A 14534-nucleotide genomic window follows, 5' to 3' on the forward strand; every position below is an offset into this window, starting at 1 on the left:
GCTAGTTTTTCAGCGCATCAAACGCTTCGAGCGTGCGTAGCGAATAGATGTAAGCAGCGCCCGCGTTCATCGAGATAGCCGTGGCCAGGGTCGCAGCCACCTCTTCGCGGCTCGCGCCTGCCTTGATCGCTGAGTTCGTATGTGCGGCGATACAACCATCGCAACGAGTAGTGACAGCGACGGCGATCGAGATCAACTCGCGTGTCTTGACATCAAGCACATCGTTTTCGGCAGCGGCTTCACCGAGTGCCATGTAGGCTTTGACCATCTTGGGGTTGCTCTTGCCCAGTGCGCCGAAGGCTTTCTGGATAGTGGGCAATAATTCGGACCAATTATTGAACATAGCGTAAATTCCTGAGCAGGTTGAGTGTACTGTTTCGACACACTCAGTTTTCTCCAGTGGCGCGATTCAGGTTTGTTCGATCGGCTCAGCTTTTATTGCGAAAGACTCAAAATGAATTCAATCGATAAACTCATCAGCTTGGCCAACGTGCGCGGCAGCCTGGATTTGCGCTGCCAGTTCGAGGGGGATTGGGCTCGCGAGCATGAGCAGGAAGCCTTGGGCAAGGCGCCCTATCACATCGTGTTGGCCGGAGAGTGCCAGGTATATTTTCCAGATGGCGAGCGTGTTTCCATGAAGACCGGGGACATTTTGCTGCTTCCACGGGGCGTGCCGCATGTCATGCACAGCACAGGCAAAACCGTAGCGCCGACCGTGCCGTACGTTAGCGAAGGTGGTGTCGTGCCGATGCATCGTATTGGCGGGGCCAGTCGCGATTTCGACATGCTCTGTGGCGGGTTTCACTTCAATCGCACGTCACTGCTCTTCGCTGCGCTGCCCGAGTATCTGGTCATCCCGCCCACCGCCAGTGGGCAGCTACTTGCGCTGGTGGAGATGCTGCGTGGCGAAGCGGATGGCGACCAGGTCTGCTCCAGATTCATGCTCGACGCGCTATCCCAGGCGCTGTTCACCTTAATCCTGCGAGCGCACCTGGCAAGCGATGGCCAGACCACTGGCTCATTGGCCTTGCTCAGCGACAAACGCCTCGGACGCGCCTGGCAGGCGATGCTGGCCGACCCTGCATTCGAGTGGACCGTTGAAGGGCTGGCGGAAATGGCGAGCATGTCCCGCGCAACGTTCCTGCGCGCATTTGCACGTGTGGCTGGCGCGTCACCCTGGGTGCTGTTGACTCAGGTTCGTATGGAAATGGCGTTCAACCTGCTGAGCCATTCCCATCTGGGGCTGAGCGATATTGCCGTACAGGTCGGGTACCAATCGCAATCGGCCTTCAGCAAGAAATTCAAGGAGTTTTACGGCGAGGCGCCAGGCAAACTGCGTCGCGGGATTTAATTCTACGGCAGGTCCATCGGCGACACGGCGGTCACGATCTTCAAGGAAACCTCCCCCGGCCGTATGCCTCTTCGCGCCGCCCTGGCAACAGGATTGTGCTAGACCTTAGATATGATTGCGCTGGCGTCGAAGTCGTAGGGAGGCCGCATCCAATGGCGCCAGGTGATCAGCCATTTGCTCATCAATGACTTGCAGTCAATCACAGATGCCACAGCAAGGCTTACCACCTTGTGCTCGAGCCTTTGACCATAGGGAGGTTCTGAGCGAGGAGACACCGCCGCTTTCCACTTGTCGTTACCTACCTGGGAGGAGCACATGTGAGTCGAGATTCCCTCTCTGATTCGCCTCTGGATAACGGACCAATAGTCTTCGTTGTTGATGATGATGAGTCCGTGCGCATCGCATTGAGCAGTCTTTTCCGCTCGATGGATGTGCGGGTCGAGACGTTCGCCTCCGCGGCCGAATTCATTCGCCGCCCCGACCCTCAAACACCGTGCTGCCTGGTGCTGGATGTCCGCCTACAAGGGTCCAGTGGCCTGGATGTCCAACGAGAGTTGCTTGAGTCAGCGAATAAGTTGCCCATCATCTTCATTTCCGGGCATGGCGACATCGCGATGTCTGTTAAAGCGATGAAGGCTGGCGCCCTGGACTTCCTGGTCAAACCGTTTCGCGACCAGGACCTTCTGGACGCAGTATCGGCTGCACTCAGGACAGATACAAAGCGCCGCGAACTGGCCAAGGAGGATGCTGGATTGCATGCCTGTTACCAGTCACTGACTGCCCGGGAACGCGAAGTCATGGCTTATGCCGTGAAGGGTCTGATGAATAAACAGATCGCCGGCGAGATCTGTATCAGTGAAGTCACTGTCAAAATTCACCGCGGGAACGCGATGAAAAAAATGAAGGCGAAGTCGTTTGCTGATCTGGTACGAATGGCTGAATCGCTAGGGATAGGAGGTAAGCACTGAATCAATTTAAGGCGTAAGTACTGTGTACTTGGAAGCAATACGCTCTTGGAGTGCCAGGCAAATGCCTCTATGCACCTGCCCCACCGTCCGCCCCCTCTCTTATTACTCCCACTCATACTCACAAATCTCGCCCAGCTGAACGCCGACAAATTGTCCAGCAATTAAAAAATCAAAATCTCGCCGTCCGCCATTAATACTCAAGTATTAGCCGCTACCACTCACGCGCTAAAAAATTCGACCTTATGTCGAAGTGCTTATCGGCTGCGACAGTCCTATCCTGTGTTCAAGCAAACGAAAACACCGAACGAGCAGACACCAGTGACAAAAGCAATCAGTCCCAATGCATACAGATCAATTCGGCGAACTTGAATGGAGGCTCAGACACTACCAACAGTTTTGACAATGATTACCGACTTCTAAAACAACACCAATCAATATCATCCGTTACATTATCTCGACTGGAGAAACGCCATGACACAGTCACACGTTTATAACGAAGTCAGCATTGCATTGACGACCGAAATCCTGCAAGCCAAAGCCAGCAGAAACCTGTCATGGCAGGACCTGTCAAACGGTACCGGGCTGGGCCTGGCTTACGTTACTGCAGCCCTCTTGGGTCAGCAACCGCTGCCAGCTGACGCAGCCAGAATCATCGGCCAAAAACTGGGCCTGAACTCCGAGAGCGTGGCTTTACTGCAAATCATTCCACTGCGTGGAAGTTTGTCAGGGGTCCCTAGTGATCCAACCATCTACCGTTTCTACGAGATGATCCAGATCTACGGAACGACGCTGAAAGCGCTGGTTCACGAGCAGTTCGGCGACGGCATTATCAGCGCAATCAACTTCAAGCTGAATATGCAGAAAGTTGAAGATCCAGAGGGTGGCCACCGTGCAGTGATTACCCTTGACGGCAAGTTCCTGCCGCTACGTCCTTTCTGACGGTATAACAGGCACAACAGGCCGACGTGCGGGCCAATTAAAGCCCTCTCAACGAGCTCACATCCATTAAACCGGAGATCACTTTCATGACTAAATTCCTGTTTTTCGTCTTGTCCGTTACGGCCTCATTATCGACATACACACAAGAAGCCAACGCAGATCCAACAGTTGACATATATAAATATGGAATGCATCTAGACATTGCTAACGTGGTCAAAACCTCACTGGCAGCTGATGTCTGCGGACCCACACCAGTGCGGATGACATACAACGACTCTGACGGTGAAGTACACATCCTGGAATACCGCGTCATTGGCACCGGATGCACGAATTGAGGTAACCATAGGAACGTGAGGATAATGAAAATAAAAAACACCTCATTGGCGTTTTTTTGAAAAGTCACTGCTAGCACACCCAACGACCTGCGCATTACCTGCTCGCCATACCCGCGTTGCTGCGTGATACAAGAAAAGATCACTCTGGCGAAAGCGCCAGGCCAGTAAGAGGGCAATAGCCTTTCAGCGCTTAAACTTCGGCTGTTTCACCCAGTGAAATATTAGATTGTTCTTTTTGGTCGTTCTCACGCAATTGATAGAAGCAGACCATGATCCGCGCAGTCGATCGATTCGTTACAGGTATAGCTGTCTGTGCTCGAAGATCCGTGGACTTCTGGATGGCGCAAAAAAGTGTCTGAAACGCTCCATAGACGTTGCGCCAACGCCCTCCCCATGAAGGCGCAGACAGTTCTGCACCCGTTTCAAATTTACCTGACTGCGTCAATCTTCTATACACAGGAACATTCGATGAAACAGTTATTTGCAGGGCTTGCGCTCGCAGCAACAATGATCAGTTCGACCGCTGCATTGGCCGCTCCGATCAAACCAACCGTTGTGTTGGTGCACGGAGCCTTCGCCGACTCCAGCAGTTGGAACGGTGTGGTAAGAATTCTGGAAAAGGATGGATATCCGGTAATCGCGGCCTCCAACCCTCTTCGCTCGCTCAAGGGTGACGCACAGTCTGTCGCGGATGTGTTAGCGAGCATCAAGACTCCAATCGTCTTGGTCGGGCACTCTTATGGCGGTCCGGTCATCAGCGAAGCTGCCTATGGAAATGCCAACGTCAAAGCCTTGGTTTACGTCGCTGCTATTGCGCCCGAGGCAGGTGAGTCCACCGCAGACCTGGCGGGTCGCTTCCCAGGCAACACACTTGGCCCAACCTTGGCGCCACCGGTTGAATTGGCCGACGGTGGTAAAGACCTCTACATCCAACAGGACAAGTTTCACGATCAGTTCGCTGCGGATGTGTCGAACGCCGACGCCAAGGTGATGGCTGCGACCCAACGCCCTGTGACCGCAGAGGCGCTCAACGAAAAGTCGAGCGAGCCAGCGTGGAAAACCATTCCTTCATGGTTCGTTTACGGTGACAAGGACAAGAACATCCCCGCGCAAGCCCAGGCGTTCATGGCTGAACGAGCGCATGCCAGACAGACCGTCGCGGTCAAAGGCGCGTCCCATGTCGTGATGGTGTCCAATCCGAAGATTGTTGCCAGCCTGATTGAAGCGGCTGCCACTGCCAAATGACGATTGCCTGCAACCGTCAATGGAACGGTCGTGGCACTCGTTCAATCAGCATCTGGCCGAAAGGCCGGATGCACTTGCAGACCTTCGACAAGGTCGTCGACGAAACTGCGTACACTCATCGTTGGAGAATTTGTGATGACTTCCAAATTGCTCGTTCTGACCGCGACCGCCAGTATTCTTTGCGGGCTAGCTTTCTCTATTGTTGCAAACGCTGATTCAACCCCCGGTACGGCCGCAGAGGGGTCGCCAGTGTTTGGGGTGACACTCCCACCGGGCTACCGGAACTGGCAATTTGTCAGCATTGCTCATGAAGAAGGTGATAAACCTGACATCCGTGTCATTCTGGGAAATGATGTCGCCATGAAAGCGTTCAGGGATGGGACACGGCCATTTCCAGATGGCACTGTCATCGCTCGACTCGCTTATCAATATGAATCCTCCGCGCAAAACAACGCTGTGTTTGGTCGGGACCAATCTTTCATCGCGGGCGAGCCCACGAACGTCCAGATCGAAGTCAAAGACTCTAAGCGTTACGCCAATACAGGCGGATGGGGTTACGGGCAGTTTGAAAACGGCAAGCCCAATCCCAGTGAAAAGATCGTCAATGGCTGCTTCGCTTGCCATACGAAATTGCCCACTGCGACGGACCTGATATTCACAAAGTATTCCGAATAACTGGCCGTCGCTGGTGAACAACCGTCACTGGACGGGTGCCCACCGATGCGAGTATTGCTTCAGTTATGCTGGCTCAATCGCCGTAGGCGTCAATCGGCACGGAAGTGTTGGCAGAGCGATTCTCGAAAATGCTCCAACAGAAAATCGACGAACACCCGTGTTTTGGCCGGCAAAGATTTTTTGGAAGAGTAGTAAACCGAGACCACGCCCAGATCGACATACCAATCTGGCAATAATCGAATCAGCTCACCGCGTTGCAAGCGAGGCCAGGCGCGATCCAAGGGCAGCAGTGCGACACCTAGCCCCATCACAGCACAGCTGCATAGCGCTTCCGGGTCGTTCATGATGGCTGCGGGTTTGAGATTGAGGTCGAACCGCCCTTCCCCAGCATCACGAAGCGTCCAGTTCAGCAAACGCCCTGAGTTGGTCGAACGCATTACGATGCCATCAACCCCCTGCAACTCGCTGGGCGTAGTGGGCAGCGGCTTGCCTTCCAGCCATGACGGAGCAGCGACAGCCACGAGATGAAGTTTGGCGAGTTCTCGTGCCACAACGCCAGGTGACAATTCCATGCCGCCACCGATAGCGACATCAAACCCTTCACCTATCAAATCCACGCGTCGTATTTCTAAATGCCAATCTGGCACCACCGCGGGGTAACGCTGCATGAAGGTCTTGAGCAATGGCAATACATAATCGTAAGCCAAAGATGGTGACAAATTGACCCGCAATCGTCCTGCGGGGACTTCTCTGGCTTCGCTTATCTGATTGATGGCCCCCTGGAGGGTTTCGAGGCCTTCTGCGACCTGTTGGTAAAACAACTCTCCCGCTTCGGTGAGGGTGATACTTCGCGTGCTGCGGTGGAACAACCGCGTACCCAGATTGGCTTCAAGGCGCGCCACATTCTTACTGACAGCGGCTGCGGAAATGCCCATGCGCCGTGCGGCTTCGGAAAAGCTGCTGGCTTCCGCGGCACGGGCGAAGGATTCTAGATTACCTAGAGTTTCCACGATCATCTCCAACTTTTGGTTGAAGCTGATTCTACCTATTGAAGACTAATTTATCTTTTATGCTTTGGTCATGATGGGCTTCCTCCTGGTTATCAAGATTGGAAGCAAAGCATCATGGCAAAATTTCTCGTTACTGGCGCGACAGGCAGATTGGGCAATGCTGTCTTGCATTCACTGGTACAAAAAATCCCGGCATCCGATGTTGTGGCAATGGCACGTGATATTGAAAAAGCCGCGCCCCTGGCTGCACTGGGTATAGAAGTGCGCTACGGGGATTACACCGATTACGATTCGTTGGTGGCGGCATTCGAAGGCGTCGAAAAAATCTACATGGTGTCAGCCGTAGCCTTCAGTGATCGTCTTGCCCAGCATAAAAACGTGATCGTTGCTGCCGGCCGGGCCGGTGTTCGCCATGTGGTTTACACCAGTATTCAACGGGTCAACGATGAGCTGGCTCCTATTGAAGGCGTGACTGAAAGCGATATCGCTACCGAACGATTGCTCAAGAGGTCGGGCCTCACGTACACGATTGTTCAACATCCCCTATACGCCGACGATTTGCCCTTCCTCACTGGCGCCGATGCGGCAAAAGAAGACTTCAGTGCCCCAGCAGGTCAAGGTCGAGCCAGCTTCGCCACTTTTGCCGAGCTGGCAGAGGCCGGTGCCGCACTGTTAACCGAAACGGGTTATGAAAACCGCACTTGCCTGCTGAATGCGGGACAGACGTGGTCATTCCAGGACATCGCTAACGGGTTGGCTCGACTGACGGAGAAGCCGATTGAATACCAACCCATTTCCGCTCAAGCATTCATCGCCGCTCGGGAGGCTGACGGCTGGCCAACCTCGGTCGCGAAATTCCTCAGCGGCTGGGGTAACGCCATTGATAAAGGCGCTTTCGACCAGAGCAGTCATACGCTTGAAAAACTGTTGGGACGCAAGCCGAAAGACCTTGAGGGTATGCTACGGGTCGCTTTCTCTCTCTAACTATTTGTTCTTCGTTCCTTCCCATGCTGCATAGCGTCTTGGTGGGAGGCTGCGTGTTGAGGCGGGTGAACTGCCGTCTCAACCCACAATACTCCCCTCAGCCCTCATTCTATTGTCAGTTGTTCAATCAATGCCGAATGCTCGGGAAACTCCGCACAGAGCTTTTGCCTGTTGCCGCTGCCGCCACGATGGGCACCATCAGCCATGAGCCGAGCATCAGATCTATGATCGCGATGCCCGGTTTGAAGCGCCATCCAGCGGCATGCGGCGCATTCATGGCTGCCGTTCCTTTTTGACGAGTCATATTGAATGTGATGCCGCGTGAAAGCTTAGCAGTCGGCTGATCATCAGGGCGTCTATGCTCTTGTGAACTTAATGGACCGGAAAACGTGCATGCATTTGACGCGATCAAGCCAACTGCTCCTGCTGGGTGTACTGGGCTTGAGTGGTTGCGTGCGCCTCGGGCCGGATTTTCAGTCACCGAAGCCAGCCTGGATTGACCACTGGAGCTCCCCTGCCCTTGAGCAATCCAGCCAGCGCAACCTGCATCCTGATCTGCGGCAGTGGTGGCAAGTCTTCGGCGATCCGGTGCTCGATCGTTTGATCGCCGAGGCGGACGCCCAAAATTCGGATCTGAAAATCGCCGGTCTGCGAGTGATGGAGGCCCGTGCCCAACTGGGCATCGCTCAAAGCGGGCGCTACCCGCAATTGCAGCAAGCCAGCGTCGACAGTCTGTACTTCAACCGCAGGCAATCCGGCGGAAGCAATCCGCAGGACAGTCATTTCTGGCAACACAGCGCCGGGTTCGACATTGGCTGGGAGCTGGATTTCTGGGGTCGCTTCAGCCGTGCCATCGAATCCGCCGATGCCGGTTACTTCGCCGCACAGGCCAACTACGAAGACGTGCTCGTCCTGCTGCGTGCCCAAGTGGCGGACACCTACTTTTCGTTGCGCACCACCGAGGCGCGTTTGCGTGTGGCGAAGGAAAACGCCAAACAGCAAAAGCGTAATTTCGAGATCACCGAAAAGCTGTTCAACAGCGGCCAGCAAGCCGAGCTCGACCTGCAACAGGCCAAGACTCAGTACCTGGGCACCCTTAGCACCATTCCCAACTTTGAAGACCAGGTGCTGCGTATCCGCAATGCGCTGGCTGTGCTGGTCGGTCAGCCACCCGGTGCACTGTCACAGTTGCTTGAGAATGAAGGACTGATCCCGCTGGTAGACCGCGCAGTGCTGCAGGATGTGCCCGCCAACCTCCTGCTGCGCCGACCTGATGTGCGCGCCGCCGAACTCAACGTCGCAGCCCAGTCGGCGCTGATCGGTGTGGCCGAAACCGAGTTCTACCCGTCGTTGACTTTGCTCGGCAGCATCGTCTGGTCGGCCGACACGCTGAACGGCACCTCCAGAAGCCTGGACTTCATCGGCGGCCCCAGCCTGCGCTGGAACCTCTTCGACCATGGCCAGATCAGCAACAACGTGCGTGTCCAGGATGCGCGGTTGCAGCAGTTGATCGAAGCCTACCGCGACAAAGTTCGCCAGGCGGCGCGCGAGGCTGATGATGCCGCCAGCGGATTGATCAAATCCCTGGAGCGCGAACGCATCCTGCGTGAGGCGGAAGTCTCCGCCAAGCGCTCGCTGGTGCTGGCCAACGCGCAATATCGTGAAGGTTATTCGGACTTCCAACGGGTGCTGGATGCGCAACGCGCCTTGCTGGAGCAACAGGACAATTACCTGGTCAGCCGCAGCAATGCCGTGAGCAATGTGATTGCCCTGTACAAGGCCCTGGGCGGTGGCTGGTATAGCGCGCTGCCGAAAATCGATGCGGCGACCCGCCGGCAAATGGAGCAACGTACGGACTGGGGCGATCTGCTGGATGAGCCTTCAGCTACACAAGCCAACAAGGTAAAAGACCATGAGTGAAGCCGCACCGCCCTCCCCCAAGGCACCCGAGCCGCCCGCCGATCCGGCGAAGAAAGGCATCAAATGGGTGTTGCTGGTCATCGTCCTGAGCCTGGCCTGGTATTTGTCGGCGGACCGGTTCACGCCTTACACCCAACAGGCCCGGGTAGGCGCCTTTGTCATTCCGGTGGCGGCCGAAGTGGCCGGCCGGGTCATTCGCGTCAACGTGCGCAACAACCAGGACGTCAAGGCCGGAGACGTTCTGTTCGAGGTGGATCCCCAGCCGTATCAGATCGCCGTCGACCGCGCACGCGCAGACCTCGAATCGACACGCCGACAAATCGGCGCCAGCACCGCCGGCATTGCCTCGGCACAAGCCAATCTGCGCGCCGCCCAGGCCAACGAACTCAAGGCGCGCCAAGACAATCAGCGCCTTGAGGGGCTGTATCGCGATGACCCCGGAACCATTTCCGTGCGGCTTCTCGAAGTGTCTCGGGCCAATCGCGAACAAGCCGTCAGCCAGGTCGCCGCCGCCCGTGCCGAAGTCCAGCGTGCGCGGGAGCAGGAAGGTGGCAGTGAGGAAGATAACGCTATGCTGCGCAGTGCCGCGACGGCGTTGTCGAAAGCCGAACTGGACCTGGCCAACACGCAGATTCGCGCACGATCGGCAGGCTTGATCACCGACCTGCGCACCGATGCCGGGCAGTTCGCCGCCGTCGGCAGTCCGGTGATGACCCTGATCGCCATCCACGATGTTTGGATCAGTGCTGACATGACCGAGAACAACCTCGGTCGGGTCAGGGTCGATACGCCGGTGGCGATTGTTCTGGATGCGCTGCCGGGCGAAGTGTTCGACGGGCGCGTGCGTAGCGTCGGTTACGGCGTCAGTGTCGGTCAGACGCCGGCACCCGGTACCTTGCCCAATGTACAGAACAGCCGCGACTGGCTGCGTCCAGCCCAGCGCTTCCCCGTGATCATTGAGTTTTCCGAGGAATCCAAAGCGCGGCTGCGCGACAGCCGTGCGATGCGTGCCGGCGGCCAGGCTGAAGTCATGGCCTTTCCTACCCAAGGCAATCCATTGAACCCGCTCGGTCGTCTGTTTTTTGGTCTGATGAGCTGGCTGTCCTATGCCTACTAAACGCACACCCAGGGCTCAACGCGCACTGCGCCTGGCCACGGGCACTGCGTTGTGTCTCGCCGGGAGTTTCGGTTTGGGCTTGCCGATTCCCTTTATCGCGCCGGTGCTTGCGTTGTTGCTCCTCGCCACCGTCAACCGGCCATTGCCGTTCAAGGCCGGAATTGTTCTGGCCGTCGTTGCAATGTTGACCACCGGAGTCGGCCTGTTGTTGATTCCGGTTCTGCGTTATTACCCGGTCAGTGGCGTGCTGCTGGTCGGCGTCTGTCTGTTCCTGGTTTTTCGTTTTGGATTGCGCGGCGGCAACAACCTGATCGTCACATTCCTGGTGATCGGCCTGACCATGATTTCTTCAGCCGGTGTCGCCGAGTTCGACCTCGCGGCGATGGTTATTGGCGCCCTGGTCAAAGGATTACTCCTCGCCGTTTTGATGGTGGCGGTGAGTCACTGGCTCTTTCCCGACCCGCCCAACGCGCCGTCGCCACCCCCTGCGCCGCTGTTACCGGCGGAAGAAGTCAGCCGGGTTGCGCTGCGTGCAACCCTGATCGTGTTGCCGGCGTTTTTGCTGGCAATGATCGATCCGGCGAGCTACTTGCCGATCATTCTGAAGGCAGTCGGCCTGGGCCAGCAGAGTTCCACCACGGCCCGAAATGCCGGTCGCGAACTCGTCGGTTCGACCCTGCTGGCCGGCGTGCTGGCGGTGCTGTTCTGGAGTGCGCTGAGCCTGTTTGTGCACCTGTGGATGTTTTTCCTGTGGATGCTGCTGTTCGGTCTGATCCTGGCGCGCAAGTTGTACGCCCTGAGCCCGACCCGGTTGAGTCCGGGGTTCTGGCTCAACAGCCTGATCACGATGATTATCCTGCTCGGTCAGTCGGTGCAGGACAGCCTTGCGGGCAAAGACGTCTACACGGCATTTGCCGTGCGCATGGGGCTGTTTATCCTGGTGACTCTGTATGCGTGCCTGATGGTTTATCTGCTGGATCAGCGACCGCCAAAACGCGTTCAGGGATTAACCTGATACCCCTTTCCTTGCAGGCAACTGGTGTAGGCCGTCGAACTGGTGGAAGCGGCGGTTTTCTGTTGCGCCCGGCGTTCCTGGCGTTGACGCGATCCCCCCACCACCGCACCGGCGGCCGCCGTCTCTTTGGCCCGGTTCTGCCGATAATCCTGCTTCACATCGTCATCCACACGGTCATAAAACTCATCGTGCTGGCGACCGCGAACCTGAGCTCCAGTGGCGCCGGCAGCGGCACCGACAGCCGCTCCTTTCAGGCGGCCACCGGATGCAGGCGGCGGCGTCGAAGTCTGACCCGCGGCGATGTTGTGGCAGGCCTCGATGTCCAGTTGGGTTTGTTGCGACGTCTGGCCCTTCAACGGGACCACCGTTTCGGCCCATGCCTGCGTGGCGGCAATCGACAGCGCGACACACAGACCAAGGGAAGACAAGCTGTTCATGATGACCTCCGAGGTGTCCTCAGCCTCCAGAGTGTAGATCACCCCCGCGCGCCCTCCCCCGACTTATGACTGACGGCCAGCACGCTTGAGCGTTTCACTCGGCAGCTCTTTGAACAGCGCGCGATAACTGCTGGAAAACCGACCCAAATGCCAGAACGACCATTGCATCGCCACTTCGGCCACAGTGGTTTCCGTGGCCGAGCGACTGAGCAGTTCGCGGTGAGCACTGTTGAGGCGGCGTAGGCGCAGCCAATGGGTCGGCGTCATGCCGGTGTACGCCTTGAAGGCGTGCTGCAACTGACGCAGCGACACCCCGGCGACCTGGGACAGTTCCAGCAAATTCAAGGTTTCTTCCGGGGAATCGGCCGCCCATTCGCCGATACGCTTCATCACCGCCCGCTCTTCGGCGCGACGCTGCAAACCGCCGCGGTCCAGGCACACACACGCGTTGTCGAGGATGTACAGACAGTCTTCCAGCAACTGCTGGGTCAACGCCTCTTTGCTCGGCGGATCGAGGGTCTGCGCCAGACGGGTCAAGGTTCCGCTCAACCAGCGACTGAACAGCGCGTTCTGCTCCGAGTTCAACGGTGCCATGAACAGCCCTTCGAGCCTGGCGACATTCAGCCCGTGCCGTTGAACGAACTCAGGCCCGAACACCACGGCAATTTCCTGATAGTTCTCCGGCGTGATCCAGATGTTGCGGCTTTCTTCATTCAACACGTACAGCGCGTTGTCGCTGCGATCGAAACAGAACGCCAGTGAACCCTCAGGCGCACTGAAATTCTGTTCGACCCGAGTGTTCATGTGTTCCTCGTAGATCTCTACGCCTTGCAGGTCCAGATACCGCACCCGCCCGGCAAAATGCCCCGGCGACATCTGCTGGTAATGCTGGACCCATCCCGGCGTGGCGCGGATTTGCTCGGCGACATCGGCGGTGTTGAACGCTTGGACCTGTAATGGATTGCACGTAGTCATGGGTGACCTTACGCACTCGTTTGGTGCGTTTTGGTGCTGCTGAAAGTGGATAGATGGAACGTCAAGGCTCGCCCAAGATAGTCGTCAACGCGTCCCAGGGGAAGTGTGTGGCGGATGAAACCACCCTCCCCGGCGTTAATAAAACCAATAACGAGGTCTTTATGAATGTCCCTTTCGATCAGCTGCTCACGTGGCTGAAAGATCACAAGATTACCGAAGTCGAGTGTGTCGTCAGTGACCTGACCGGCATTGCACGCGGCAAGATTGCACCCACCAACAAGTTCCTGCATGAGCGAGGCATGCGCCTGCCGGAAAGTGTGCTGTTGCAAACGGTAACCGGGGACTTTGTCGACGACGACATCTACTACGACCTGCTCGACCCGGCCGACATCGACATGGTGTGCAAGCCCGTTTCAGACGCGGTCTACGTGATCCCATGGGCCATCGAGCCTACCGCGATCGTGATCCATGACACCTTCGACAAATTTGGCAACCCGATCGAACTGTCGCCGCGCAACGTGCTGAAGAAAGTCCTGCAGCTGTACACCGATAAGGGCTGGAAACCGATTGTCGCGCCGGAAATGGAGTTCTACCTGACCCAGCGTTGCGAAGACCCGGACTTGCCGCTCAAGGCGCCGCTGGGCCGTTCGGGCCGGGCGGAAAGCGGTCGCCAGTCGTTTTCCATCGACGCGGCCAACGAATTCGACCCACTGTTTGAAGACGTCTACGACTGGTGCGAATTGCAGGGCCTGGACCTCGACACGCTGATCCACGAAGACGGCCCGGCGCAGATGGAAATCAACTTCCGTCACGGCGACGCGCTGGACCTGGCCGACCAGATCACCGTGTTCAAACGCACCATGCGCGAAGCGGCGCTCAAGCACAACGTCGCGGCGACGTTCATGGCCAAGCCGATCGGCGATGAGCCGGGCAGCGCCATGCACATCCACCAGAGTGTGGTGGACATCGCCACCGGTCAGCCGATCTTCGCCAATGCCGACGGGCAGATGAGCGAGCTGTTCCTGCACTACATTGGCGGCCTGCAGAAATACATCCCCAAAGTACTGCCGATGTTTGCGCCCAACGTGAACTCGTTCCGCCGCTTCCTGCCCGACACCTCCGCACCGGTGAACGTCGAATGGGGCGAGGAGAACCGCACCGTGGGCCTGCGTGTGCCGACCTCCAGCCCCGAGGCGATGCGCGTGGAAAACCGCTTGCCGGGCGCGGATGCCAACCCGTACCTGGCCATCGCTGCCAGCCTGTTGTGCGGCTACCTCGGCATGGTCGAGCGCATCGAGCCAAGCGCTGCGGTGCAGGGCCGGGCCTATGAGCGACGCAACCTGCGTTTGCCGATCACCATCGAAGACGCGCTGACGCAGATGGAAGAATGCGAAACCATCGGGCGTTATCTGGGTGACAAGTTTGTCCGCGGTTATGTCGCGGTCAAGCGCGCGGAGCACGAGAACTTCAAGCGAGTGATCAGTTCGTGGGAGCGGGAGTTTTTGTTGCTCAGCGTCTGAGCCCTGCACACATCTCCTGTGGGAGTGAGCCTGCTCGCGATGG

At 57.2% G+C, this 14534-nt stretch carries 16 protein-coding genes; 11 read left to right on the forward strand and 5 right to left on the reverse strand.

Annotated features, from left to right (window positions below):
* Position 1: 1 nt before the first annotated feature.
* Positions 2-343: a carboxymuconolactone decarboxylase family protein gene (locus B723_RS22170; protein WP_017338998.1), complete on the reverse strand. Its 342-nt coding sequence runs from the start codon at positions 341-343 to the stop codon at positions 2-4.
* 111 nt (positions 344-454) lie between these two features.
* On the opposite strand from B723_RS22170, the gene B723_RS22175 reads away from it, so the two are divergent.
* From B723_RS22175 to B723_RS22200, 6 genes are all read left to right on the forward strand, one after another.
* Positions 455-1351, forward strand: coding sequence for an AraC family transcriptional regulator (locus B723_RS22175; protein WP_031318950.1), 897 nt, complete (start codon positions 455-457; stop codon positions 1349-1351).
* A gap of 317 nt (positions 1352-1668) precedes the next feature.
* On the forward strand, positions 1669-2319 hold the full coding sequence (locus B723_RS22185) for a response regulator transcription factor (RefSeq protein WP_017339001.1): 651 nt from the start codon (positions 1669-1671) through the stop codon (positions 2317-2319).
* Positions 2320-2790: 471 nt separating this feature from the next.
* Positions 2791-3258 (forward strand): cyanase, encoded by a 468-nt coding sequence (gene cynS, locus B723_RS22190; protein ID WP_017339002.1) that lies wholly within the window; start codon positions 2791-2793, stop codon positions 3256-3258.
* Between the two features lie 86 nt (positions 3259-3344).
* Entirely contained in the window at positions 3345-3593 is a 249-nt protein-coding gene (locus B723_RS32460) for a DUF2790 domain-containing protein (protein ID WP_017339003.1), read from the forward strand.
* Positions 3594-4061: 468 nt separating this feature from the next.
* Positions 4062-4838, forward strand: coding sequence for an alpha/beta fold hydrolase (locus B723_RS22195; protein WP_017339004.1), 777 nt, complete (start codon positions 4062-4064; stop codon positions 4836-4838).
* 135 nt (positions 4839-4973) lie between these two features.
* Positions 4974-5513: a cytochrome P460 family protein gene (locus B723_RS22200; RefSeq protein ID WP_017339005.1), complete on the forward strand. Its 540-nt coding sequence runs from the start codon at positions 4974-4976 to the stop codon at positions 5511-5513.
* An 89-nt stretch (positions 5514-5602) separates the two neighbouring features.
* Here the strand turns inward: B723_RS22200 and B723_RS22205 are convergent, their stop codons facing one another.
* On the reverse strand, positions 5603-6523 hold the full coding sequence (locus B723_RS22205; RefSeq protein ID WP_031318951.1) for a LysR family transcriptional regulator: 921 nt from the start codon (positions 6521-6523) through the stop codon (positions 5603-5605).
* Between the two features lie 114 nt (positions 6524-6637).
* Here B723_RS22205 and B723_RS22210 point away from each other — a divergent pair, with 114 nt between their 5' ends.
* Positions 6638-7507, forward strand: a complete 870-nt coding sequence (locus tag B723_RS22210) for an NmrA family NAD(P)-binding protein (protein ID WP_017339007.1) — start codon at positions 6638-6640, stop codon at positions 7505-7507.
* A 127-nt stretch (positions 7508-7634) separates the two neighbouring features.
* Here the strand turns inward: B723_RS22210 and B723_RS33110 are convergent, their stop codons facing one another.
* On the reverse strand, positions 7635-7919 hold the full coding sequence (locus B723_RS33110) for a hypothetical protein (protein ID WP_144425263.1): 285 nt from the start codon (positions 7917-7919) through the stop codon (positions 7635-7637).
* Here B723_RS33110 and B723_RS22215 point away from each other — a divergent pair.
* The 3 genes from B723_RS22215 to B723_RS22225 are packed head-to-tail and all read left to right on the forward strand — an operon-like array spanning position 7901 to position 11559.
* On the forward strand, positions 7901-9427 hold the full coding sequence (locus B723_RS22215) for an efflux transporter outer membrane subunit (RefSeq protein WP_017339009.1): 1527 nt from the start codon (positions 7901-7903) through the stop codon (positions 9425-9427). The genes B723_RS33110 and B723_RS22215 overlap by 19 nt on opposite strands.
* Positions 9420-10544: an HlyD family secretion protein gene (locus B723_RS22220; RefSeq protein WP_017339010.1), complete on the forward strand. Its 1125-nt coding sequence runs from the start codon at positions 9420-9422 to the stop codon at positions 10542-10544. Before B723_RS22215 ends, B723_RS22220 begins: the two co-directional genes overlap by 8 nt.
* Positions 10534-11559, forward strand: coding sequence for a DUF2955 domain-containing protein (locus tag B723_RS22225; RefSeq protein ID WP_031318952.1), 1026 nt, complete (start codon positions 10534-10536; stop codon positions 11557-11559). The genes B723_RS22220 and B723_RS22225 overlap by 11 nt, the downstream gene beginning before the upstream one ends.
* On the opposite strand, the gene B723_RS22230 is transcribed toward B723_RS22225, so the two are convergent.
* Together B723_RS22230 and B723_RS22235 are read right to left on the reverse strand one after the other, a co-directional pair.
* Positions 11544-11996 carry a YMGG-like glycine zipper-containing protein gene (locus B723_RS22230; RefSeq protein ID WP_031318953.1) on the reverse strand — a complete coding sequence of 151 codons (453 nt, stop codon included), beginning with the start codon at positions 11994-11996 and terminating at the stop codon, positions 11544-11546. The two genes, B723_RS22225 and B723_RS22230, sit on opposite strands and share 16 nt — an antisense overlap.
* A 63-nt stretch (positions 11997-12059) precedes the next feature.
* Entirely contained in the window at positions 12060-12971 is a 912-nt protein-coding gene (locus B723_RS22235; protein WP_017339013.1) for a helix-turn-helix domain-containing protein, read from the reverse strand.
* Positions 12972-13132: 161 nt separating this feature from the next.
* On the opposite strand from B723_RS22235, the gene B723_RS22240 reads away from it, so the two are divergent.
* Positions 13133-14491, forward strand: a complete 1359-nt coding sequence (locus B723_RS22240; RefSeq protein ID WP_017339014.1) for a glutamine synthetase family protein — start codon at positions 13133-13135, stop codon at positions 14489-14491.
* Positions 14492-14534: the final 43 nt, after the last annotated feature.

It is taken from the genome of Pseudomonas fluorescens NCIMB 11764, assembly GCF_000293885.2.
In the GTDB taxonomy this organism is placed as follows: domain Bacteria; phylum Pseudomonadota; class Gammaproteobacteria; order Pseudomonadales; family Pseudomonadaceae; genus Aquipseudomonas; species Aquipseudomonas fluorescens_B.

Excerpts from the sequence above, each read along its gene's own strand:
- B723_RS22200 (WP_017339005.1), top strand. The coding sequence starts at position 4,974 with ATGACTTCCAAATTGCTCGTTCTGACCGCGACCGCCAGTATTCTTTGC.
- B723_RS22235 (WP_017339013.1), bottom strand. The coding sequence starts at position 12,971 with ATGACTACGTGCAATCCATTACAGGTCCAAGCGTTCAACACCGCCGAT.
- B723_RS22220 (WP_017339010.1), top strand. The coding sequence starts at position 9,420 with ATGAGTGAAGCCGCACCGCCCTCCCCCAAGGCACCCGAGCCGCCCGCC.
- cynS (WP_017339002.1), top strand. The coding sequence starts at position 2,791 with ATGACACAGTCACACGTTTATAACGAAGTCAGCATTGCATTGACGACC.
- B723_RS22210 (WP_017339007.1), top strand. The coding sequence starts at position 6,638 with ATGGCAAAATTTCTCGTTACTGGCGCGACAGGCAGATTGGGCAATGCT.
- B723_RS32460 (WP_017339003.1), top strand. The coding sequence starts at position 3,345 with ATGACTAAATTCCTGTTTTTCGTCTTGTCCGTTACGGCCTCATTATCG.
- B723_RS22230 (WP_031318953.1), bottom strand. The coding sequence starts at position 11,996 with ATGAACAGCTTGTCTTCCCTTGGTCTGTGTGTCGCGCTGTCGATTGCC.
- B723_RS22215 (WP_017339009.1), top strand. The coding sequence starts at position 7,901 with ATGCATTTGACGCGATCAAGCCAACTGCTCCTGCTGGGTGTACTGGGC.
- B723_RS22195 (WP_017339004.1), top strand. The coding sequence starts at position 4,062 with ATGAAACAGTTATTTGCAGGGCTTGCGCTCGCAGCAACAATGATCAGT.
- B723_RS22225 (WP_031318952.1), top strand. The coding sequence starts at position 10,534 with ATGCCTACTAAACGCACACCCAGGGCTCAACGCGCACTGCGCCTGGCC.
- B723_RS22170 (WP_017338998.1), bottom strand. The coding sequence starts at position 343 with ATGTTCAATAATTGGTCCGAATTATTGCCCACTATCCAGAAAGCCTTC.
- B723_RS22175 (WP_031318950.1), top strand. The coding sequence starts at position 455 with ATGAATTCAATCGATAAACTCATCAGCTTGGCCAACGTGCGCGGCAGC.
- B723_RS22240 (WP_017339014.1), top strand. The coding sequence starts at position 13,133 with ATGAATGTCCCTTTCGATCAGCTGCTCACGTGGCTGAAAGATCACAAG.